This window comes from Serratia sp. B501 (genome assembly GCF_051172315.1).
Classification (GTDB): domain Bacteria; phylum Pseudomonadota; class Gammaproteobacteria; order Enterobacterales; family Enterobacteriaceae; genus Serratia; species Serratia ureilytica.
The window spans coordinates 128,736-148,949 of record NZ_JBPIZB010000006.1; the positions used below are offsets into that span (position 1 = coordinate 128,736).

Here is a 20,214-nt window from a genome sequence, read left to right on the forward strand (position 1 = left end):
AGGCTTTGTAGCGGCAGGGTTAACGCGCGGCTTTTACTTCGGCTTACAACTTTCGTCACAAATATCGCCGGCAGAGGCGGGCCGTTCGACATTTATTTGTGTTACGTTATAACAAATATAGGTAAAGCAGGATAATGATGAAGTTACGTCGACTTTTGGCTGCCTTTGGCGCCGTGTTCAGCGCCGGTGCGATCGCGCATCCGCACAGCTTTATCGATATGAACACCACCTTCGTCGCCAAGGATCAGCGGTTGGTCGGCCTGAAAATGGTGTGGGTGATGGATGAAATCACCTCGGCGGATCTGCTCTACGATGCGAAAAACGCCAAGAGCGATTCGGAAGTGTGGAAAAAGCTGGCGGCGGAAGTGATGGCCAACGTGCTGGGACAGCACTATTTCACCGACCTTTACCGCGACGGCAAGCCGGTGAAATACCTGAACTTGCCCAGCGAATATCACCTGTCGCGCCAGGGCAACCAGGCGGTACTGGAGTTCGTGCTGCCGTTGGCCGAGCCGCAGCCGCTGGCGGGCAAGCCGTTCGAGCTTTCTACTTACGATCCGACTTATTTCGTGGATATGACCTATAAAGACCAAAATGCGCTGCATTTGCCGCCGGAGATGGCGCAGCAGTGCAGCTACAAGCTGATGACGCCGAAGCCGAATGCGTCGCTGCAGGCCTATGCGCTATCGCTCGACAAGAACGACTCGCCCGGTGAAGACCTGGCGCTGGGGCAGCAGTTCGCCCAGCGGGTGACGCTGCAATGTCGCTGAATCTCTCGCAACCGACGATAAACCGGCGCCACTGGGCTTTCGGCCTGTGGCCGCTGCTGCCGTTCACGCTGGCGCTGGCGGCCGCCGCGCTGCTGGCGTGGCACTATTGGCCGCAGCTGCTGATGCAGAGCGTGGTATGGCAAAAAGCGCTGCACCAGCAGATGGCGGGGTTGTTGCAGCAGGTGAAGGTCGCGCCGCAGCAGGCAGGGTTGGTGCTGACGCTGTTCAGCCTCGGCTATGGCGTTTTGCATGCGCTCGGCCCCGGCCACGGCAAAGTGGTGATCGCCACCTATCTTGCCACTCACCCGGCGCGGCTGAAAAGCAGCCTTAAGCTGACCTTCGCCGCTTCGCTGGTGCAGGGCGGGGTGGCGATCGCGCTGGTTACGCTGATGCTGGTGGTATTGCAGCTTTCTTCGCGCCAGCTTCACCAAAGCAGCTTCTGGCTGGAGAAGGGCAGCTTTATTTTGGTGATGTTGCTTGGCGTGTTGCTGAGTTGGCGCGCGCTGAAACGTCTGTTTGCGGCGATCAAGGCGATGCGCCCGGCGCCGGCGCTGCGCATCAACAGCCTGACGCCGCTGGCGGCGGAGCATGTGCACAGCGCCGATTGCGGCTGCGGCCACCGGCATCTGCCGAGCGACAGCGAGCTGCAGGCGGGAAGCGATTGGCGCACCCAGACCGCCATCGTGCTGGCGATGGGCATGCGTCCCTGTTCGGGGGCGATTTTGGTGCTGCTGTTCTCCAAGGTGATCGGCGTGTTCGGCTGGGGAGTGATCTCCGCGCTGGCGATGGCGTTCGGCACGTCGTTGACCATCTCCATGCTGGCGCTGCTGGTGCATTACAGCCGACGGCTGGCGGTGCGCCTTAGCCGCTCGCGTGCGCCCGCCGCCTGGAGCGCGGTGGCCTGGGGCTCGTTGGCGCTGGCCGGGGGCCTGATCCTGTTGGCCGCCGGGCTGTTGCTGTACGTCAGCGCGCAGCCGGAATTCGGCGGCGGCATCCGCCCCTTCTCCCGCTGACGGGCATAAAAAAAGCGCTGCATCGGCAGCGCTTTTTTCGATTCGCTTCTGGCGATTAACGCTTCAGCGCTTCGCTCAGTTCTTCGCGCATGGTGGCCAGCATGGCTTTCACGACGCGCGGGTTGCCTGCTACCACGTTGCCGGAGCTGAAGTGGTTGTGGCCGCCGACGAAGTCGGTGACCAGGCCGCCGGATTCACGCACCAGCAGTTCGCCCGCGGCGAAGTCCCACGGCTTCAGGCCGATTTCGAAGAAACCGTCTACGCGGCCGGCGGCCACATAGGCCAGATCCAGCGCAGCGGAACCGGTGCGGCGGAAGTCTGCGCACTGGGTGAACAGCTTGCCGACGATGTTGATGTAAGGCGTTGCGTGCTGTTTGACTTTGAACGGGAAGCCGGTCGCCAGGATGGTGCCATCCAGATCTTTGGCGTTGGTGCCGCGCAGACGGTAACCGTTGAGCTGGGCGCCCTGACCGCGCGTGGCGGTGAACAGTTCGTTGCGCATCGGATCGTAAACCACGGCCACTTCAGTGCGGCCTTTGATGCGTACGGCGATGGAAACGGAGAAATGAGGGAAACGTTTGATGAAGTTTGCAGTGCCATCCAGTGGATCGATCACCCATTGCACATCGCGATCTTCGCCGATCAGCTCACCGCGTTCTTCGCTCACGATACTGTGTTGCGGATAAGACTTGCGGATGACGTCGATGATCAGATGCTCTGCATCGCGATCGACGTTGGTGACGAAGTCATTGGTCCCTTTCTGGCTCGCTTCTACAGCGTCCGGGGTTTCGTAGTTTTTGGCAATCAGGTTACCGGCCTTGCGCGCAGCGCGCACGGCGATAGTCAGCATTGGATGCATGGGTATCTTCCAACTAGGATGTTAAAGAACAGGAAACGGCGCGAAGTATAGCAGCTGTTCGGCAAATTGCCTACGGCTGTGTTAAGATGCTGCGATTTTCCGCCACGCTCAGAGTTTGTATGCTGCACAATATCCGCATTGTTCTGGTAGAGACTTCACATACCGGCAACATGGGCTCGACCGCCAGAGCCATGAAAACCATGGGGTTAACCAACCTTTATCTGGTTAATCCGCTGATCAAACCCGATTCTCAGGCCATCGCCCTGGCCGCCGGCGCCAGCGACGTGATCGGCAACGCCACTATCGTCGATACCCTCGATGACGCCATCGCCGGCTGTAGCCTGGTGGTGGGCACCAGCGCGCGCTCTCGCACCCTGCCGTGGCCGATGCTGGAGCCGCGCGAATGCGGCGTGCGCGCGGTGCACGAGGGCGAGCACGCGCCGGTGGCGCTGGTGTTCGGCCGTGAACGCGTCGGGCTGACCAACGATGAATTGCAGAAGTGCCACTACCACGTCGCCATTCCGGCCAACCCGGACTACAGCTCGCTGAACCTGGCGATGGCGGTGCAGATCCTGGCGTACGAAGTGCGCGTGGCTTACCTCGATCGCCAACAGGCGGGCGCGCCACAGCTGGAAGAGACGCCGTATCCGCTGGTGGACGACCTTGAGCGTTTCTATCAGCACCTTGAGCAGACGCTGCAGCGTACCGGCTTCATTCGCCCGTCCCATCCGGGCCAGGTGATGAGCCGCCTGCGTCGGCTGTTCACCCGCGCACGCCCGGAAGGGCAGGAGCTGAATATCCTGCGCGGCATGCTGACCTCGATCGAGAAACAGGATAAACATCAAGGTAATTAATTGATGTGGCATAACGGTGAGTGACAATAGTATTAGTTATCCAAAGGTTATAACATGTATTTTATATACCTTTGTTCTTACTAAGTTCAAAACGTGCTAATACTTGAGTTAATTACTAGGTTAAATAGTTGACTGTTTTACTCAGGAATGTCAGACTTTCGGCCATATTTGACCAACAGGTAACCATTGAGCTATGAGACTGACATCCAAAGGCCGTTATGCCGTAACCGCTATGCTCGACGTAGCGCTGCATTCCCAGGAAGGGCCGGTGCCACTGGCGGACATTTCCGAACGCCAGGGTATTTCGCTCTCTTATCTGGAACAATTATTCTCCCGTCTGCGCAAGAATGGCCTGGTGGCCAGCGTGCGCGGTCCGGGCGGTGGTTATCTGCTGGGTAAAGACGCGGGTGAGATCGCCGTTGGCGCTGTCATCACTGCCGTCGATGAATCGGTAGATGCAACCCGTTGCCAGGGCAAAGAAGGCTGTCAGGGCGGCGATCGCTGCTTGACCCACGCCCTGTGGCGCGATCTGAGCGAGCGCATCAGCGGGTTCCTGAACAACATTACGCTGGCTGAACTGGTCAACAACCAGGAAGTGCTGGTGGTGGCGGATCGTCAAAACAACGATACGCGCCGCACGGCCAACGGTCGTCCGCAAGAAACTATCAACGTTAATCTGCGCGCATAAGCAGCTGGCGAAATTATTTTAGTTTTTGGAAGTGATGTACGGAGCACAAGAGCAATGAAATTACCGATTTATCTGGATTACTCAGCAACGACGCCGGTTGACCCGCGCGTTGCTGAGAAGATGATGCAGTTTTTGACCCTGGACGGCACTTTCGGCAACCCGGCTTCCCGTTCCCACCGTTTCGGTTGGCAGGCGGAAGAGGCGGTAGACATCGCCCGTAACCAAATCGCCGAACTGGTGGGCGCCGATCCGCGCGAAATCGTCTTCACCTCCGGGGCGACCGAATCCGACAACCTGGCGATCAAAGGCGCTGCCAATTTCTACCAGAAAAAAGGCAAGCACATCATCACCAGCAAAACCGAACACAAAGCCGTGCTCGACACCTGCCGTCAGCTGGAGCGCGAAGGGTTTGAAGTGACCTATCTGGCGCCGCAGAGCAACGGCATCATCAGCCTGCAGGATCTCGAAGCGGCGATGCGCGATGACACCATCCTGGTCTCCATCATGCACGTCAACAACGAAATCGGCGTGGTGCAGGATATCGAAGCGATCGGCGAAATGTGCCGTGCGCGCGGTATCATCTACCACGTTGACGCCACCCAGAGCGTGGGCAAACTGCCTATCGATCTGAGCAAGCTGAAAGTCGACCTGATGTCGTTCTCCGGCCACAAAATCTATGGTCCGAAAGGCATCGGCGCGCTGTACGTGCGTCGCAAGCCGCGTATCCGCATCGAAGCGCAGGTGCACGGCGGCGGTCACGAGCGCGGCATGCGTTCCGGCACCCTGCCTGTCCACCAGATCGTCGGCATGGGCGAAGCTTATCGCATCGCCAAAGAAGAGATGACCGAAGAGATGGCGCGTCTGCGCACCCTGCGCGATCGTCTGTGGAACGGCGTGAAAGATATGGAAGAAGTGTATCTGAACGGCGATCTGGAGCACGGCGCACCGAACATCCTGAACGTCAGCTTCAACTACGTTGAAGGCGAGTCGCTGATCATGGCGCTGAAAGACCTGGCCGTTTCTTCCGGTTCAGCCTGTACCTCCGCCAGCCTCGAGCCGTCCTACGTGCTGCGCGCGCTGGGCATGAGCGATGAATTGGCGCACAGCTCGATCCGTTTCTCCCTGGGGCGTTTCACCACGGAAGAAGAGATCGACTACACCATTCAACTGGTGCGTAAATCCATCGGCCGTCTGCGCGATCTGTCCCCGCTGTGGGAGATGTTCAAGCAGGGCGTGGACATCAACAGCATCGAATGGGCGCATCATTAATTCTCAGGTTTCAGGAGCAAGGTCATGGCTTACAGCGAAAAAGTAATCGATCATTATGAAAACCCGCGCAACGTGGGTTCTTTCGACAACGAAGATCCTACCGTCGGCAGCGGCATGGTAGGGGCGCCGGCTTGCGGCGACGTGATGAAGCTGCAAATCAAGGTTAACGATGAAGGCATCATCGAAGACGCGCGCTTTAAAACTTACGGCTGCGGTTCAGCCATCGCCTCCAGCTCGCTGGTGACCGAATGGATGAAAGGCAAGTCGCTCGATCAGGCTGAAGCGATCAAAAACACCCAGATCGCCGAAGAGCTGGAATTGCCGCCGGTCAAAATTCACTGCTCGATCCTGGCTGAAGACGCCATCAAAGCAGCGATTGCCGACTATAAGAGCAAGCATAGCGCCAAGTAATTTGTCTGAGTCGGCCCGGCCGCGCCGGGCTTTGATGTGAAGTGTGAGGTTGTGATGTCTATTACCATGAGCGACAGCGCTGCGCAGCGTGTTCAGGCGTTTTTGACGAACCGCGGCAAGGGTCTCGGCCTGCGTCTGGGAGTGCGAACTTCCGGCTGCTCCGGGATGGCGTACGTGCTGGAATTTGTTGACGAAGCCAACGATGACGACATCGTATTTGAAGACAAAGGCATCAAGGTGATCATCGACGGCAAGAGCCTGGTCTACCTTGACGGCACCGAGCTTGATTTCGTTAAGGAAGGCCTGAACGAAGGCTTCAAGTTCAACAACCCGAACGTCTCAAGCGAGTGCGGCTGCGGCGAGAGTTTCAACGTCTGACAGTCCATCGTGCTCCCCCGTTTCGGCGGGGGAACTTCATCCGCTAACGCCCAGAGCACGCTATGGATTACTTTACTTTATTCGGGCTGCCAGTTCGCTACACCGTGGACGGCAGCCTGCTTGCGTCCCGCTTCCAGGATCTGCAGCGCCAATTCCACCCCGATCGTTTCGCCAACCAGCCGGAGCGCGAACGCCTGATGGCGTTGCAGCAGGCGGCGACCATCAACGAAGCCTACCAGGCGCTGAAGCACCCGTTAAAACGCGCGGAGTATATGCTATCGTTGCACGGCTTCGATCTGGGCAACGAACAGCATACGATGCGCGACACCGCGTTCCTGATGGAACAGCTGGAACTGCGCGAAGAGCTCGACGCCATTGAGCGCAAGCCGGAGGCGGAAAGCTTGCTGGCCGATTTCGGCGCGCGGCTGGCCGCCTCGGTCAAACAGCGCAGCGCGCTGATGCTGCAGCAGTTGGACAGTGAACAGTGGGCGGACGCCGCCGATACTGTGCGCAAGCTGCGCTTCTTGGACAAACTCCAGCAACAGGTTGAACAACTCGAAGAAAAACTGCTGGGTTTTGAGTAACACCTTCTGATTCTGATTGTGGAAGCTTCAACATGGCCTTATTACAAATTAGTGAGCCTGGCCTCAGCGCCGCGCCGCACCAGCGACGTCTGGCCGCCGGCATCGACTTGGGCACCACCAACTCGCTGGTCGCCACGGTGCGCAGCGGGCAAGCGGAAACGCTGGCCGACGAACAGGGTCGCCATTTGCTGCCTTCGGTAGTGCATTATCAGGCGGACGCGCAGCGCGTCGGCTGGGAGGCGCGCCAACAGGCGGCGCAGGATCCGGCCAATACCGTCAGCTCCATCAAACGCATGATGGGCCGCTCGTTGGCGGACGTGCAGCAACGTTACCCGAACCTGCCGTACCAATTCCAAGCCAGCGACAACGGCCTGCCGCTGATCGTCACCGCCGCCGGCGCGGTTAACCCGGTCGGCGTCTCCGCCGATATCCTGCGAGCCCTGTCCGCGCGCGCGCAAGCGGCGCTGGAAGGCGAGCTGGATGGCGTCGTGATCACCGTTCCCGCTTACTTCGACGACGCGCAGCGCCAGGGCACCAAAGACGCGGCGCGTCTGGCCGGCCTGCACGTTCTGCGTCTGTTGAACGAACCCACTGCGGCCGCGATCGCCTATGGGCTGGATTCCGGCCAGGAAGGGGTGATCGCGGTTTACGATCTGGGCGGCGGCACCTTTGATATCTCCATTCTGCGCCTCAGCCGCGGCGTGTTTGAAGTGCTGGCCACCGGCGGCGATTCCGCACTGGGCGGCGACGACTTCGATCACCTGTTGGCCGACTGGCTGCGCGAGCAGGCCGGCGTGGCCGATCGCAGCGACCACGGCGTGCAGCGCCAACTGCTGGATGCCGCCATCGCCGCCAAAATCGCGTTGAGCGATGCCGACAGCGTGCGCGTCGAGGTGGCCGGCTGGCAGGGTGAAGTGACCCGCGCCCAGTTTGAAGCGCTGATCGCTCCGTTGGTGAAACGCACGCTGATGGCCTGCCGCCGCGCGCTGAAAGACGCCGGCGTCGCCGCCGACGAGGTGCTGGAAGCGGTGATGGTCGGCGGTTCCACCCGAGTGCCGCTGGTGCGTGAGCAGGTGGGCGCCTTCTTCGGCCGCACGCCGCTGACGTCGATCGATCCGGATAAAGTGGTCGCCATCGGCGCCGCGATCCAGGCCGACATTCTGGTGGGCAACAAGCCGGACAGCGACATGCTGCTGCTGGACGTGATCCCGCTGTCGCTGGGCCTCGAAACCATGGGCGGCCTGGTGGAGAAAGTGATCCCGCGCAACACCACCATTCCGGTGGCGCGCGCGCAGGAGTTCACCACCTTTAAAGACGGCCAGAGCGCGATGATGATCCACGTGCTGCAGGGCGAGCGCGAGCTGGTGCAGGATTGCCGTTCGCTGGCGCGCTTCACGCTGCGCGGCCTGCCGCCATTGCCTGCCGGGGGCGCGCACATTCGCGTCACCTTCCAGGTGGATGCCGACGGCCTGCTGAGCGTCACCGCGATGGAGAAATCCACCGGCGTGGAAGCCTCGATCCAGGTCAAGCCGTCGTACGGCCTGTCGGACAGCGAAATCGCCGGCATGATCAAGGATTCGATGGCCAACGCGCAAAGCGACGTGGGCGCGCGCAAGCTGGCGGAGCAACGCGTGGAAGCCGCGCGGGTGCTGGAAAGCCTGCAGGGCGCGCTGGCTACCGACGCCGCGCTGCTGAGCGAGGCGGAAAGCCAGGCGATCGCCGCCGCGACCCAGGCGTTGCAGCAGGCGGCGCAGGGTGAAGACCCCGCCGCTATCGAAGACGCCATCAAAACATTAGATGCACAAACGCAAGATTTTGCCGCGCGCCGCATGGACGCTTCCATTCGCCGCGCGCTGGCTGGCCATTCTGTGGATGAGGTTTAACCATGCCTAAAATTGTTTTCCTGCCCCATCAAGACCTTTGCCCGGAAGGGGCGGTTCTGGAAGCCGAAAAAGGGGAGTCGATCCTCAACGTTGCGCTGCGCAACGGCATTGAAATCGAGCACGCCTGCGAGAAATCCTGCGCCTGCACCACCTGCCACTGCATCGTGCGTGAAGGCTTCGATTCGCTGGAAGAGAGCAGCGAGCTGGAAGACGACATGCTGGACAAAGCGTGGGGGCTGGAGCCGGAAAGCCGTCTGAGCTGCCAGGCGCTGGTCGCCGACGAAGATCTGGTGGTCGAAATGCCGCGCTACACCGTCAACCACGCGCGTGAGCATTAATTGTTAGCCGCAGCGTCAACCCGGAGATCATAATGGGACTGAAGTGGACCGACAGCCGTGAAATCGGCGAAGCCCTGTACGACCAATACCCGGACACCGATCCGAAAACCGTGCGTTTTACCGACATGCATCAGTGGATCTGCGATCTGGAAGAGTTCGATGACGATCCACAGGCTTCCAACGAAAAAATACTGGAAGCGATCCTGCTGGTCTGGTTAGATGAAGCGGAGTAAATAGCGTAACGGGCTGCCATGGGCGGCCCGTTTATTTTGTATCCGACATACCCGTCGTCTTTCAAACCGCAGCGTTGTTACCTGCACGATCACACCCCAGTCACTTACCTGAGTAAGCTCCTGGGGATGAGATCGCTGGGCGCCTAGCTGCAATTTGAAATCCATAGGGTATGCAATAAAGCCCTAATGAAATAATAAAGGGAACATCCGGAGTAAGAAGGCTATGACAACAGAATTCATGCAGGTCACGCTGTCGCAACAACCTGCCGACGCCCGCTGGGGCGAGAAAGCGCTGCTGAGCACCAACGGCGAAGGGATGACCATCCACCTGACCGGCGCCGACAAGCTGGGCGCGATCCAGCGCGCGGGCCGCAAAATTGACGGCCAGGGCATCAAAAACGTCAAGCTGGCCGGCGACGGTTGGGATTTGGAAAACAGCTGGGCGTTCTGGCAAGGCTATCGCGGGCCGAAAGGGCAGCGCAACGTCGAATGGGCCGAACTGCCGGAAGCCGCGCGTCAGGAGCTGGATAAGCGCCTGAAGATCGTCGACTGGGTGCGCGACACCATCAACATGCCGGCGGAAGAGCTGGGGCCGGAGCAACTGGCGACCCGCGCCGTCGATCTGATGTGCGACGTCGGCTGCGATGCCGTCAGCTACCGCATCACCAAGGGCGAAGATCTGCGCGAGCAGAACTATGCCGGCATCCACACCGTCGGCCGCGGCTCCGAACGTCCGCCGGTGCTGCTGGCATTGGACTTCAACCCGACCGGTAACCCGGATGCGCCGGTGTTCGCTTGCCTGGTCGGCAAGGGCATCACTTTCGACAGCGGCGGCTACAGCCTGAAGCAGAGCGCCTTCATGGATTCGATGAAATCCGACATGGGCGGCGCGGCCACCATCACCGGCGCCCTGGCGCTGGCGGCGGCGCGCGGTCTGAAGCAGCGCGTGAAGCTGTACCTGTGCTGCGCCGACAACATGGTCAGTGGCAACGCCTTCAAACTGGGCGACATCATTCGCTACCGCAACGGCAAAACCGTTGAGGTGATGAACACCGATGCGGAAGGGCGCCTGGTGCTGGCCGACGGCCTGATCGATGCCGCCGAGCAGAACCCGCAGCTGATTATCGACTGCGCCACCCTGACCGGCGCGGCCAAAACCGCGGTAGGCAACGACTATCACGCGCTGTTCAGCTTTGACGATGCGCTGGCGCAGGAGCTGCTGAGCAGCGCCGCCGCCGAGCAAGAGCCGTTCTGGCGTCTGCCGCTGGCCGAATTCCACCGCAGCCAGCTGCCGTCCAACTTCGCCGAGCTGAACAACGTGGCCGGCCCGGCTTATACCGCCGGCGCCAGCACTGCGGCGGCCTTCCTGTCGCACTTCGTCAAGAATTACCAACAGGGCTGGCTGCACATCGACTGCTCCGCCACCTACCGCAAAGGCGCGGTGGATCAGTGGTCGGCCGGCGCGACCGGTTTGGGCGTGCGCACCCTGGCCAATCTCTTGCTGAGCAAAGCCAAATAATTGAACGCCCGCCGCGTCGGGCGCTAGAATGCGCATTATCTTCGGGGCCCAGCATGCTGGGCCTCGCTATTTGATCCCTGGAGTTTGCCATGAGTTCCCATCATCACGATGCCGCCCCGAGCGAGAACGAGCTTGAACGCCTGCTGAAGCTGGCGGTGACGGAGCCGGCCCACCGTCCGGCGTTCTTCCGTGAACTGCTCGACGCCACGGTGCTGATCCTCGGCGACAGCGAGCAGGTGCAGCAGGACGGCGACATTACGCTGAACGCGGATACGCCGGTCAATATCCAGCATTGGGAAAAGCAGGACGGCGGCAGCATCATTCCGTTCTTCACCTCGCTGGAAGCGTTGCAGAAGGCCGTTGAGGACGAACAGCCGTTCATCGCCATGCCGGCTCGGGTGCTGTTTGAAATCACCCAGGGCGCGGATCTGTTCCTCAACCCGAAGGCGGAATACGGCAAAGAGTTCTACCCGGAAGAGGTGGCGATGCTGCTGGCGACCGGCGGCGTCGTCAAACCGGTTGAGCATTACGTCGACAAAGAGACCCAAATCCTGTTGGGGCAGCCCGAAGAGTACCCGTCGGCGATGGTGGATGCGCTGACCACGCTGTTCAGCCAGCGCAAACCGGTGCGCCGCGCGTTTCTGGCGCTGATGCACGACCAGGCGGCGGACGAGAAGCCGAATCTGCTGATCGGGCTGGAAGTGGATGCAGAACCGGCGGAGATCGAGGCGTTGATCAACGAGGCCGGCAGCGTCGCCAGCGAAACGGCGCCGAATGACGAACCGGTCGATTTCTGCCTGGTGTCGGAGAAAGAGCGCGGCATCAGCCACTACCTGATCGCCCATACGCAGCCGTTTTATCAGCGCCGCTGGGGCAGCTGGCTGCGCAATTTGATCCCGTCCACTGACAAAACCCAGTAACGCGGCGCGTTGTCGTAAATGCCGCAGGAAGATCATATTTTTTTAATGAAATGTTGATTTTCCCGTAGGCAAGCGTTAACGGCGCACATATAATCTGCGCCACTTGAGAAGGCCGGCAACATTGCAGACCGGCCTGTTTTGGAAGTCATACAGAGGCCATCATGACCGTAGAACGTACCTTTTCCATCGTTAAACCAAACGCTGTAGCCAACAACGACATCGGCGCTATCTACGCGCGTTTCGAGCGCGCCGGTTTCAAAATCATCGCCGCTAAAATGCTGCGTCTGACTCGCGAGCAAGCTGAAGGCTTCTACGCTGAGCACAAAGGCCGCCCATTCTTCGACGGTCTGGTAGAGTTCATGACCTCCGGCCCAATCATGGTGCAGGTTCTGGAATCTGAAAACGCCGTGCAGCGCAACCGCGACATCATGGGCGCAACCAACCCGGACAACGCACTGGCCGGCACCCTGCGCGCCGACTACGCGGACAGCTTCACCGCTAACGCCGTTCACGGTTCCGACTCCGTTGAATCTGCACAGCGTGAAATCGCTTACTTCTTTAACGAAAGCGAAATCTGCGCACGTTAATCGTGCCGTTTCTGAGCTGATAGCCAGGTATTCACCGGCTGAAACAATAAAAATGCCCTGAATGCCTTTCAGCCATAGAAACCCGCAACTAAAATTTGTACAATGCCGCGCCCCTGATAAGACGACTTGTCAGGGGCGTGTTTTTAGTGCCGCCACCCGAATCTCGCGGGCTGAAATGCACAACTTACTTTCCATTCTTTAGCGCCATAACGTGTAATAACGAGGCCAGAGATCATTATGTTAGAACCCATCACGTCCGAGCACACCGTGTCTGAAAATAATTCGCTGACTACCCCCTCCGTTAACGTGGAGCAACCGGCTGCGGCCAAAATCAACCTGCTGGATCTGAACCGCCAGCAAATGCGCGAGTTCTTCGCCGAAATGGGCGAGAAACCGTTCCGCGCCGATCAGGTGATGAAGTGGATTTATCACTACTGCTGCGACGATTTCGAGCAGATGACCGACATCAACAAAGTCCTGCGCGGCAAGCTGCAGCGCGTGGCGGAAATCCGCGCGCCGGAAGTGGCGGAAGAACAGCGCTCGGCCGACGGCACCATCAAGTGGGCGATCAAGGTGGGCGATCAGCAGGTCGAAACCGTGTACATCCCGGAAGCCGACCGCGCGACGCTGTGCGTCTCCTCGCAGGTGGGTTGTGCGTTGGAGTGCAAATTCTGTTCGACGGCGCAGCAGGGCTTCAACCGCAACCTGCGCGTGTCGGAAATCATCGGCCAGGTGTGGCGCGCGGCGAAAATCATCGGCGCGCTGAAGGTGACCGGCCAACGCCCGATCACCAACGTGGTGATGATGGGCATGGGCGAACCGCTGCTCAACCTGAACAACGTGGTGCCGGCGATGGAAATCATGCTGGACGACTTCGGCTTTGGCCTGTCCAAACGCCGCGTGACCCTGTCTACCTCCGGCGTGGTGCCGGCGCTGGACAAGCTGGGCGACATGATCGACGTGGCGCTGGCCATTTCGCTGCACGCGCCGAACGACACCATCCGCGATGAGATCGTGCCGATCAACCGCAAGTACAACATCGAGACCTTCCTGTCCGCGGTGCGTCGCTACCTGGAGAAATCCAACGCCAACCAGGGGCGCGTCACCGTCGAGTACGTGATGCTGGATCATATCAACGACAGCACCGACGATGCGCATCAGTTGGCGGAAGTGCTGAAAGACACGCCGTGCAAGATCAACCTGATCCCATGGAACCCGTTCCCGGGCGCCCCTTACGGCCGCAGCTCCAACAGCCGGGTGGATCGTTTCTCCAAGGTGTTGATGGAATACGGCTTTACGACTATTGTTCGTAAAACCCGTGGTGACGATATCGATGCCGCCTGCGGGCAACTGGCGGGTGAAGTGATCGACCGTACCAAGCGTACCCTGAAAAAGAAAATGGCCGGGGAACCTATCAACGTACGGGCGGTCTGAATCCTATAGCACCTTTTTTGTTATCTAACAGCCTGTTATGCGAGATGTTGACGCTAATGGGCGTTAGCTGACGGCCGATAAGGAAATGAATGCGGGCATGAAGCTGAAACTGTGGGGTGTGTGGCTGGCGGTCGGGTTGTTGGCCGGGTGTTCCGGCTCATCGCCGGAAAAGGAAGCACAGGTCGCTGAGGCGGGCCAGACGCGGTTGCAGCTGGGGCTGGAGTACCTGCAGCAAGGTGACATGGACGCCGCGCGCCAGAACCTGGAAAAGGCGCTGGACGCGGCCCCGCAGGATTACCGCACGCAGTTGGGCATGGCGCTCTACGCGCAGCGGATCGGTGAAAACGCCGCGGCCGAACAGCGTTATCGGCAAGCGCTCAAACTTGCGCCGGGCAATGGCACCGTACTGAATAATTACGGTGCGTTTCTTTGCAGTTTAGGGCAGTATGTACCGGCGCAACAGCAGTTTAGCGCTGCGGCGCTGGCGCCCGATTATGGTCAGGTCGCTGACAGCCTGGAAAACGCAGGTTACTGTTTTCTCAAGGCCGGACAAAACGATGAAGCGCGCACGCTGTTGAGCCGCGCGCTGAAAGTCGATCCGGACAAAGGCGCTCCGCTGTTGGCGGAGGCCGAAAAGCAATTTGGAGAAGGGAAGCGCGCCCAGTCGCAACTTTTATTGGATGTTTATCAGCATGTTCTGCCGGCTAGCGCCAGCAGCTTATGGTTACAGATTCGTTTCGCCGCGTTAGCCGGCCGTCAGGATAGCGTTCAACGCTATGGCAAGCAGTTAGCGCGAAGTTTTCCACAATCCAAACAGTACCAGCAGTTCTTAGCTAATGAATACTGAAGCCTCCCAAGATAAAACCGTATCCATGACGACGGGCCAGCGCCTGCGTCAGGCCCGTGAGCAACTCGGGCTGAGCCAACAGGCCGTTGCAGAACGCCTGTGTCTCAAAATGTCCACCGTGCGCGATATCGAGGAAGACAGCGTGTCCGCTGACCTCGCGTCCACCTTCGTGCGCGGCTACATCCGTTCCTACGCCAAGCTGGTGCATTTGCCGGAAGACGAACTGCTGCCGATGCTGGCCAAGCAGGCGCCGTTGAAGATGGCGAAAGTGGCGCCGATGCAAAGCTTCTCGCTGGGCAAGCGCCGCAAGAAACGCGACGGCTGGCTGATGAGCTTCACCTGGCTTATCGTGTTCGTGGTGATTGGCCTGACCGGCGCCTGGTGGTGGCAAAACCACAAGGCGCAGCAGGAAGAGATTGCCACCATGGCCGATCAATCCTCCGCGCAGCTTTCACAGAATAACGAAGGGCAGTCCGTGCCGCTGACGGACGGCAACGCCGACGCCGGCACCAACGTGCCGTTGACCGACAACAGCGCCGCGCCGGCCGATACCGGCGCAGCGGCTCAGGCGCCGGCGGCGACCGCCCAGACGCCGGGCGCGGCTCAGCAACAGCCTGCCGTGGTGTCGCCAAGCCAGACCACCCTGCCGGAAACCGCGCCAGCGGCGCAATCGCCGCTGCCGACCGCCGATGCGGGCGTGGCTGCGCCGGCGGCCGATCCGAACGCGCTGGTGATGGACTTCTCCGCCGACTGCTGGCTGCAGGTGACCGACGCGAGCGGTAAAACGCTGTTCAGCGGTACCCAGAAGCAGGGCGGCAAGCTGAACCTGACCGGCACTGCGCCGTACAAACTGACCATCGGCGCGCCGGCGGCAGTACAGATCCAGTATCAGGGTAAACCGGTTGATTTGAGCCGGTTCGTTAAGTCAAACCGTGTTGCTCGCCTGACCGTCGCCGCGCAGTAATCGCGCGGCCCCGGTCGTGATGTCAGAGCAGCAATGGAGAGTAAGTAATGCATAACCAAGCGCCCATCAACCGTCGAAAATCTACACGCATTTACGTCGGCAAGGTGCCTATTGGTGATGGCGCGCCGATTGCCGTGCAGTCGATGACCAACACCCGTACCACCGATGTTGAAGCAACGGTTAATCAGATTAAAGCGCTGGAGCGCGTGGGCGTCGACATCGTCCGCGTTTCGGTTCCTACCATGGACGCCGCCGAGGCGTTCAAGCTGATCAAGCAGCAGGTCAACGTGCCGCTGGTCGCCGATATCCACTTCGATTATCGCATCGCGCTGCAGGTTGCCGAATACGGCGTGGACTGCCTGCGCATCAACCCGGGCAACATCGGCAACGAATCGCGCATTCGCTCGGTGGTGGACTGCGCCCGCGACAAGAACATCCCGATTCGCATCGGCGTCAACGGCGGTTCGCTGGAGAAAGATCTGCAGGAAAAGTACGGCGAACCTACGCCGGAAGCGCTGCTGGAATCCGCCATGCGCCACGTGGATATCCTCGATCGCCTCAACTTCGACCAGTTCAAGGTCAGCGTCAAAGCGTCGGACGTGTTCTTGGCGGTGCAATCCTACCGTCTGCTGGCGTCGCGCATCGATCAGCCGCTGCATTTGGGCATCACCGAAGCCGGCGGCGCCCGCAGCGGGTCGGTCAAATCGGCCATCGGCCTGGGCATGCTGCTGTCTGAAGGCATCGGCGATACCCTGCGCATCTCGCTGGCGGCGGACCCGGTTGAAGAGGTGAAGGTCGGTTTCGATATCCTGAAGTCGCTGCGCATCCGCGCGCGCGGCATCAACTTCATCGCCTGCCCGACCTGTTCGCGTCAGGAGTTCGACGTGATCGGCACGGTGAACGCGCTGGAGCAGCGCCTGGAAGACATCATCACGCCGATGGACGTCTCGATCATCGGTTGCGTGGTGAATGGCCCGGGCGAAGCGCTGGTGTCCACCATGGGCGTGACCGGCGGCCACAAGAAGAGCGGCTTCTACGAAGACGGCGTGCGCCAGAAAGAGCGTTTCGACAACGAACAGATGATCGACCAGCTGGAAGCGAAGATTCGCGCCAAGGCCGCGATGATGGACGAAAGCAACCGTATCACGGTCAATCTGCTGGAAAAATAAGCGTTATCGCTACACGGCGGGCCTGTTGGCCCGCTTGTTTATGCACCTGAAGGGCGGAAAACCGCATCCGCGTTGAATACCGGGCGGCAAAGTCCCTATAATCAGGTTCATTTTTACAGACAACGGACAGAGAACTCACGTGGCAAAGAACATTCAAGCCATCCGCGGCATGAACGACTACCTGCCGGAAGAAACGGCATTATGGCAGCGTATTGAAGGCACCCTCAAGCAGGTGCTGGGCGGCTACGGTTACAGCGAAATCCGGTTGCCGATTGTAGAGCAGACCCCGTTATTCAAACGCGCGATCGGCGAAGTGACCGACGTCGTGGAAAAAGAGATGTATACCTTCGAAGACCGCAACGGCGAAAGCCTGACGCTGCGTCCGGAAGGGACGGCCGGCTGCGTGCGCGCCGGCATCGAACATGGTCTGCTGTACAATCAGGAACAGCGTCTGTGGTACATCGGCCCGATGTTCCGCTACGAGCGCCCGCAAAAGGGCCGCTATCGCCAGTTCCATCAGCTGGGCGCGGAAGTGTTCGGCCTGCAAGGCCCGGATATCGACGCCGAGCTGATCCTGCTGACCGCCCGCTGGTGGAAAGCGCTGGGCATCGCCGAGCACGTCAAGCTGGAGCTGAACTCCATCGGTTCGCTGGAGGCGCGCGCCAACTATCGCGATGCGCTGGTGGCGTTCCTGGAGCAGCACGTCGAGGTGCTGGACGAAGACTGCAAACGCCGCATGTACAGCAACCCGCTGCGCGTGCTGGACTCCAAGAATCCTGAGGTGCAGGCGCTGCTGAACGATGCGCCGCGCCTGTCCGAGTACCTGGATGAAGAATCCCGTGCTCACTTCGCCGGTCTGTGTGAACTTTTGGCGCAGGCAGGTATCCCATATACCGTTAACGAGCGCCTGGTGCGCGGTCTGGATTACTACAACCGCACCGTGTTTGAGTGGGTGACCACCAGCCTGGGCGCGCAGGGTACCGTCTGCGCGGGCGGCCGTTACGACGGTCTGGTCGAGCAGTTGGGCGGCCGCGCCACTCCGGCGGTCGGTTTCGCCATGGGCCTGGAGCGTCTGGTGCTGCTGGTGCAGGCGGTCAACCCGGAATTCAAGGCGCCGTCGGCTATCGACGTCTACGTCATCTCTTCCGGCGCGGGCACCCAGAGCGCGGCGATGCGGCTGGCTGAACAGGTGCGCGACGCGGCGCCGCAGCTGAAGCTGATGACCAACTACGGCGGCGGCAACTTCAAGAAGCAGATCACCCGTGCGGACAAATGGGGCGCGCGCATCGCGCTGATCCTGGGCGAGAGCGAAGTGGCGGCGCAGCAGGTGGTGGTGAAAGACCTGCGCAGTGGTGAACAAGAAACGCTGGCGCAAAGCGAAGTCGCTGCGCGTCTGGCTTTGATGTTAGGTTAAGGAGAAGGACACCGTGGAAGTCTATACCACTGAAAACGAACAAGTCGACGCACTGCGTCGGTTCTTTGCCGAGAATGGCAAAGCGCTGGCGGTGGGCGTGGTGCTCGGAATTGGTGCCCTGGTTGGCTGGCGTTACTGGCAGAGCCATGAAAACTCCAACATGATGGCGGCATCGCAATCCTATCAGGAAGCCAGCGACCGTCTGGCGGCCGGCAAGCCGGATGACGTGGCTGCCGCAGAGAAATTTGTCCAGGCCAACGGCAACAGCTACGGCGTACTGGCCGCGCTGCAGTTGGCCAAGCACTTTGTCGAACAGAATGATTTCGCCAAGGCGGAACAACAATTGGCGCTGGCGCAGGGCCAGACCAAAGACGACAACCTGTTGGCGATGATCGACCTGCGTCTGGCGCGCGTCCAGCTGCAGGAGAAAAAGCTGGATGAAGCGCTGAAAACGCTGGATGGCGTGAAAGGCGAAGGCTGGGCGGCGATGATGCAGGATGTGCGCGGCGATGTATTGCTGGCCAAGGGCGACGCCAAGGGCGCGCGCGAAGCTTACAGCAAAGGCATTGAGTCCAATGCTTCTCAAGCGCTGCAGGTTCTGCTGCGCATGAAATTGAATAACTTGTCCAGCTAAGGGGAATTCCCATGCAATTGCGTAAAACACTCTTGGTCGGACTGGTTTCCGCTGCCTTGCTGAGTGGTTGCTCGCTGTTTAACAGCGAAGAAGACGTGGTTACCATGTCGCCGTTGCCGAAAGTTGAAAATCAGTTCACGCCGAGCAAGGCGTGGAGCACCTCGGTGGGCGACGGCATCGGTGAGTATTACTCCCACCTGCGTCCGGCCTATCAGGACAGCACCATTTACGCCGCCGATCGCTTCGGCATCGTGAAAGCGATGGACGCCGACAGCGGCAACGAGAAGTGGAAGGTCAATCTTTCCGAGAAGACCGGCTTCTTCTCCAGCAACCTGTCTGCGCTGCTGTCGGGCGGCCTGACGGTTGCGGGTGACAAGGTTTACGTCGGCAGCGAAAAAGCGGTGGTTTACGCATTGAACACCGCCGACGGCGCCATCGCCTGGCAGACCAAAGTGGCCGGCGAAGCGATCTCCCGTCCGGTTGTCAGCGACGGCATGGTGTTGGTGCACACCTCCAACGGCATGCTGCAGGCGCTGAACGAAGCCGACGGTGCGGTGAAGTGGACGGTTAACCTGGACATGCCTTCGCTGTCGCTGCGCGGTGAATCCGCGCCGGCCGTCGCCTTTGGCGCCGCCATCGTCGGCGGTGACAACGGCCGCGTCAGCGCCGTGCTGATGCAGCAGGGCCAACTGATCTGGCAACAGCGCATTTCTCAGCCGAGCGGCGCGACCGAAATCGATCGCCTGAACGACGTGGACACCACGCCGGTGATCGTTGACGGCGTGGTCTACGCGCTGGGTTACAACGGCAACCTGACGGCGCTGGATCTGCGTTCCGGTCAGATCATCTGGAAACGCGAGCTGGGTTCGGTGAATGATTTCATCGTCGACGCGGGCCGCATCTACCTGATCGACCAGAACGATCGCGTGGTGGCGCTCAGCACCGAAGGCGGCGTGACCGTGTGGACGCAAAGCGATCTGCTGCACCGCAACCTGACGCCGCCGGTGATGTATAATGGTTATCTGGTGACCGGTGACGCCGAAGGCTATCTGCACTGGGTCAACACCACCGATGGCCGTTTTGTCGCCCAGCAGGAAGTGGACAGCTCCGGCTTCCTGTCTGCGCCGATGGTGGCCGGCGACAAGCTGGTCATCCAGGCTCGCGGCGGAAAAGTTTACGCTTTCACCCGCTAACGCCGCTCGTCGTATCCCTTCTTGCACCCGAATGATTTCGGGTTGCAGCCAGGCGGCAAGCGCATGAGTCCTCGGGAGCTTAGTGAGCTAAGTGACCGAGGCGAAGGTGCGCAGACAACGCCGCTGTGGCGCGAAAGATGAAGGGGAAAACGGCTCCTGAATGTTCAGGGGCCGTTTCGTATTTTATAAGCTGCACCGACGGTGTCTATCCACAGTGCAGTAACGCATTGATTATTAAGTAATGAGGCTTCAA

General features: G+C 60.1%; 22 protein-coding genes. 21 read left to right on the forward strand and 1 reads right to left on the reverse strand.

Annotated elements, in window-relative coordinates; genetic code table 11:
• The first annotated feature begins 134 nt into the window (after positions 1 to 134).
• Positions 135 to 770, forward strand: coding sequence for a DUF1007 family protein (locus ACSBQV_RS18315; protein WP_046687657.1), 636 nt, complete (start codon positions 135 to 137; stop codon positions 768 to 770).
• A complete protein-coding gene (locus ACSBQV_RS18320) occupies positions 761 to 1,783 on the forward strand; it encodes a nickel/cobalt transporter (RefSeq protein ID WP_099782391.1) in 1,023 nt (340 codons plus the stop codon). Before ACSBQV_RS18315 ends, ACSBQV_RS18320 begins: the two co-directional genes overlap by 10 nt.
• A 55-nt stretch (positions 1,784 to 1,838) precedes the next feature.
• On the opposite strand, the gene suhB is transcribed toward ACSBQV_RS18320, so the two are convergent.
• A complete protein-coding gene (gene suhB, locus ACSBQV_RS18325; protein ID WP_033644096.1) occupies positions 1,839 to 2,642 on the reverse strand; it encodes an inositol-1-monophosphatase in 804 nt (267 codons plus the stop codon).
• Between the two features lie 119 nt (positions 2,643 to 2,761).
• Between suhB and trmJ the strand changes: the two genes are divergently transcribed.
• The 19 genes from trmJ (at position 2,762) to bamB (ending at position 19,961) form a co-directional block, all read left to right on the forward strand.
• Positions 2,762 to 3,496, forward strand: a complete 735-nt coding sequence (gene trmJ / locus ACSBQV_RS18330) for a tRNA (cytosine(32)/uridine(32)-2'-O)-methyltransferase TrmJ (protein ID WP_025303916.1) — start codon at positions 2,762 to 2,764, stop codon at positions 3,494 to 3,496.
• A gap of 193 nt (positions 3,497 to 3,689) precedes the next feature.
• Positions 3,690 to 4,184, forward strand: a complete 495-nt coding sequence (gene iscR, locus ACSBQV_RS18335) for a Fe-S cluster assembly transcriptional regulator IscR (RefSeq protein WP_004941404.1) — start codon at positions 3,690 to 3,692, stop codon at positions 4,182 to 4,184.
• A 54-nt stretch (positions 4,185 to 4,238) separates the two neighbouring features.
• On the forward strand, positions 4,239 to 5,453 hold the full coding sequence (iscS, locus tag ACSBQV_RS18340) for a cysteine desulfurase (RefSeq protein ID WP_015378780.1): 1,215 nt from the start codon (positions 4,239 to 4,241) through the stop codon (positions 5,451 to 5,453).
• 24 nt (positions 5,454 to 5,477) lie between these two features.
• Positions 5,478 to 5,864: a Fe-S cluster assembly scaffold IscU gene (iscU, locus tag ACSBQV_RS18345; protein ID WP_004941408.1), complete on the forward strand. Its 387-nt coding sequence runs from the start codon at positions 5,478 to 5,480 to the stop codon at positions 5,862 to 5,864.
• A gap of 54 nt (positions 5,865 to 5,918) precedes the next feature.
• Positions 5,919 to 6,242: an iron-sulfur cluster assembly protein IscA gene (gene iscA / locus ACSBQV_RS18350; protein WP_004941410.1), complete on the forward strand. Its 324-nt coding sequence runs from the start codon at positions 5,919 to 5,921 to the stop codon at positions 6,240 to 6,242.
• 62 nt (positions 6,243 to 6,304) lie between these two features.
• Positions 6,305 to 6,826: a co-chaperone HscB gene (gene hscB, locus ACSBQV_RS18355; RefSeq protein WP_033644094.1), complete on the forward strand. Its 522-nt coding sequence runs from the start codon at positions 6,305 to 6,307 to the stop codon at positions 6,824 to 6,826.
• Between the two features lie 32 nt (positions 6,827 to 6,858).
• On the forward strand, positions 6,859 to 8,709 hold the full coding sequence (gene hscA / locus ACSBQV_RS18360) for a Fe-S protein assembly chaperone HscA (RefSeq protein WP_033644093.1): 1,851 nt from the start codon (positions 6,859 to 6,861) through the stop codon (positions 8,707 to 8,709).
• Positions 8,710 to 8,711: 2 nt separating this feature from the next.
• Positions 8,712 to 9,047 carry an ISC system 2Fe-2S type ferredoxin gene (gene fdx, locus ACSBQV_RS18365; protein WP_004941417.1) on the forward strand — a complete coding sequence of 112 codons (336 nt, stop codon included), beginning with the start codon at positions 8,712 to 8,714 and terminating at the stop codon, positions 9,045 to 9,047.
• Between the two features lie 32 nt (positions 9,048 to 9,079).
• Positions 9,080 to 9,280 (forward strand): Fe-S cluster assembly protein IscX, encoded by a 201-nt coding sequence (iscX, locus tag ACSBQV_RS18370; RefSeq protein ID WP_006327336.1) that lies wholly within the window; start codon positions 9,080 to 9,082, stop codon positions 9,278 to 9,280.
• 223 nt (positions 9,281 to 9,503) lie between these two features.
• On the forward strand, positions 9,504 to 10,799 hold the full coding sequence (pepB, locus tag ACSBQV_RS18375) for an aminopeptidase PepB (protein ID WP_044030667.1): 1,296 nt from the start codon (positions 9,504 to 9,506) through the stop codon (positions 10,797 to 10,799).
• An 89-nt stretch (positions 10,800 to 10,888) separates the two neighbouring features.
• Positions 10,889 to 11,719: an enhanced serine sensitivity protein SseB gene (gene sseB / locus ACSBQV_RS18380; RefSeq protein WP_033644091.1), complete on the forward strand. Its 831-nt coding sequence runs from the start codon at positions 10,889 to 10,891 to the stop codon at positions 11,717 to 11,719.
• A 161-nt stretch (positions 11,720 to 11,880) separates the two neighbouring features.
• The gene (ndk, locus tag ACSBQV_RS18385) at positions 11,881 to 12,306 is read left to right on the forward strand and encodes a nucleoside-diphosphate kinase (protein ID WP_004941424.1); all 426 of its coding nucleotides are present in this window, start codon (positions 11,881 to 11,883) and stop codon (positions 12,304 to 12,306) included.
• A gap of 237 nt (positions 12,307 to 12,543) precedes the next feature.
• Complete coding sequence (locus tag ACSBQV_RS18390; protein ID WP_004941426.1) at positions 12,544 to 13,740, forward strand: bifunctional tRNA (adenosine(37)-C2)-methyltransferase TrmG/ribosomal RNA large subunit methyltransferase RlmN; 1,197 nt, start codon at positions 12,544 to 12,546, stop codon at positions 13,738 to 13,740.
• 97 nt (positions 13,741 to 13,837) lie between these two features.
• The gene (pilW, locus tag ACSBQV_RS18395; protein WP_033644344.1) at positions 13,838 to 14,587 is read left to right on the forward strand and encodes a type IV pilus biogenesis/stability protein PilW; all 750 of its coding nucleotides are present in this window, start codon (positions 13,838 to 13,840) and stop codon (positions 14,585 to 14,587) included.
• On the forward strand, positions 14,577 to 15,551 hold the full coding sequence (gene rodZ / locus ACSBQV_RS18400; RefSeq protein WP_033644090.1) for a cytoskeleton protein RodZ: 975 nt from the start codon (positions 14,577 to 14,579) through the stop codon (positions 15,549 to 15,551). Before pilW ends, rodZ begins: the two co-directional genes overlap by 11 nt.
• A gap of 47 nt (positions 15,552 to 15,598) precedes the next feature.
• The gene (gene ispG / locus ACSBQV_RS18405; protein ID WP_016929756.1) at positions 15,599 to 16,720 is read left to right on the forward strand and encodes a flavodoxin-dependent (E)-4-hydroxy-3-methylbut-2-enyl-diphosphate synthase; all 1,122 of its coding nucleotides are present in this window, start codon (positions 15,599 to 15,601) and stop codon (positions 16,718 to 16,720) included.
• A gap of 139 nt (positions 16,721 to 16,859) precedes the next feature.
• Positions 16,860 to 18,134 carry a histidine--tRNA ligase gene (gene hisS / locus ACSBQV_RS18410; protein ID WP_049299977.1) on the forward strand — a complete coding sequence of 425 codons (1,275 nt, stop codon included), beginning with the start codon at positions 16,860 to 16,862 and terminating at the stop codon, positions 18,132 to 18,134.
• 13 nt (positions 18,135 to 18,147) lie between these two features.
• The gene (locus ACSBQV_RS18415) at positions 18,148 to 18,768 is read left to right on the forward strand and encodes a YfgM family protein (RefSeq protein ID WP_033635592.1); all 621 of its coding nucleotides are present in this window, start codon (positions 18,148 to 18,150) and stop codon (positions 18,766 to 18,768) included.
• A gap of 11 nt (positions 18,769 to 18,779) precedes the next feature.
• Positions 18,780 to 19,961 carry an outer membrane protein assembly factor BamB gene (bamB, locus tag ACSBQV_RS18420; protein WP_099782394.1) on the forward strand — a complete coding sequence of 394 codons (1,182 nt, stop codon included), beginning with the start codon at positions 18,780 to 18,782 and terminating at the stop codon, positions 19,959 to 19,961.
• Positions 19,962 to 20,214: the final 253 nt, after the last annotated feature.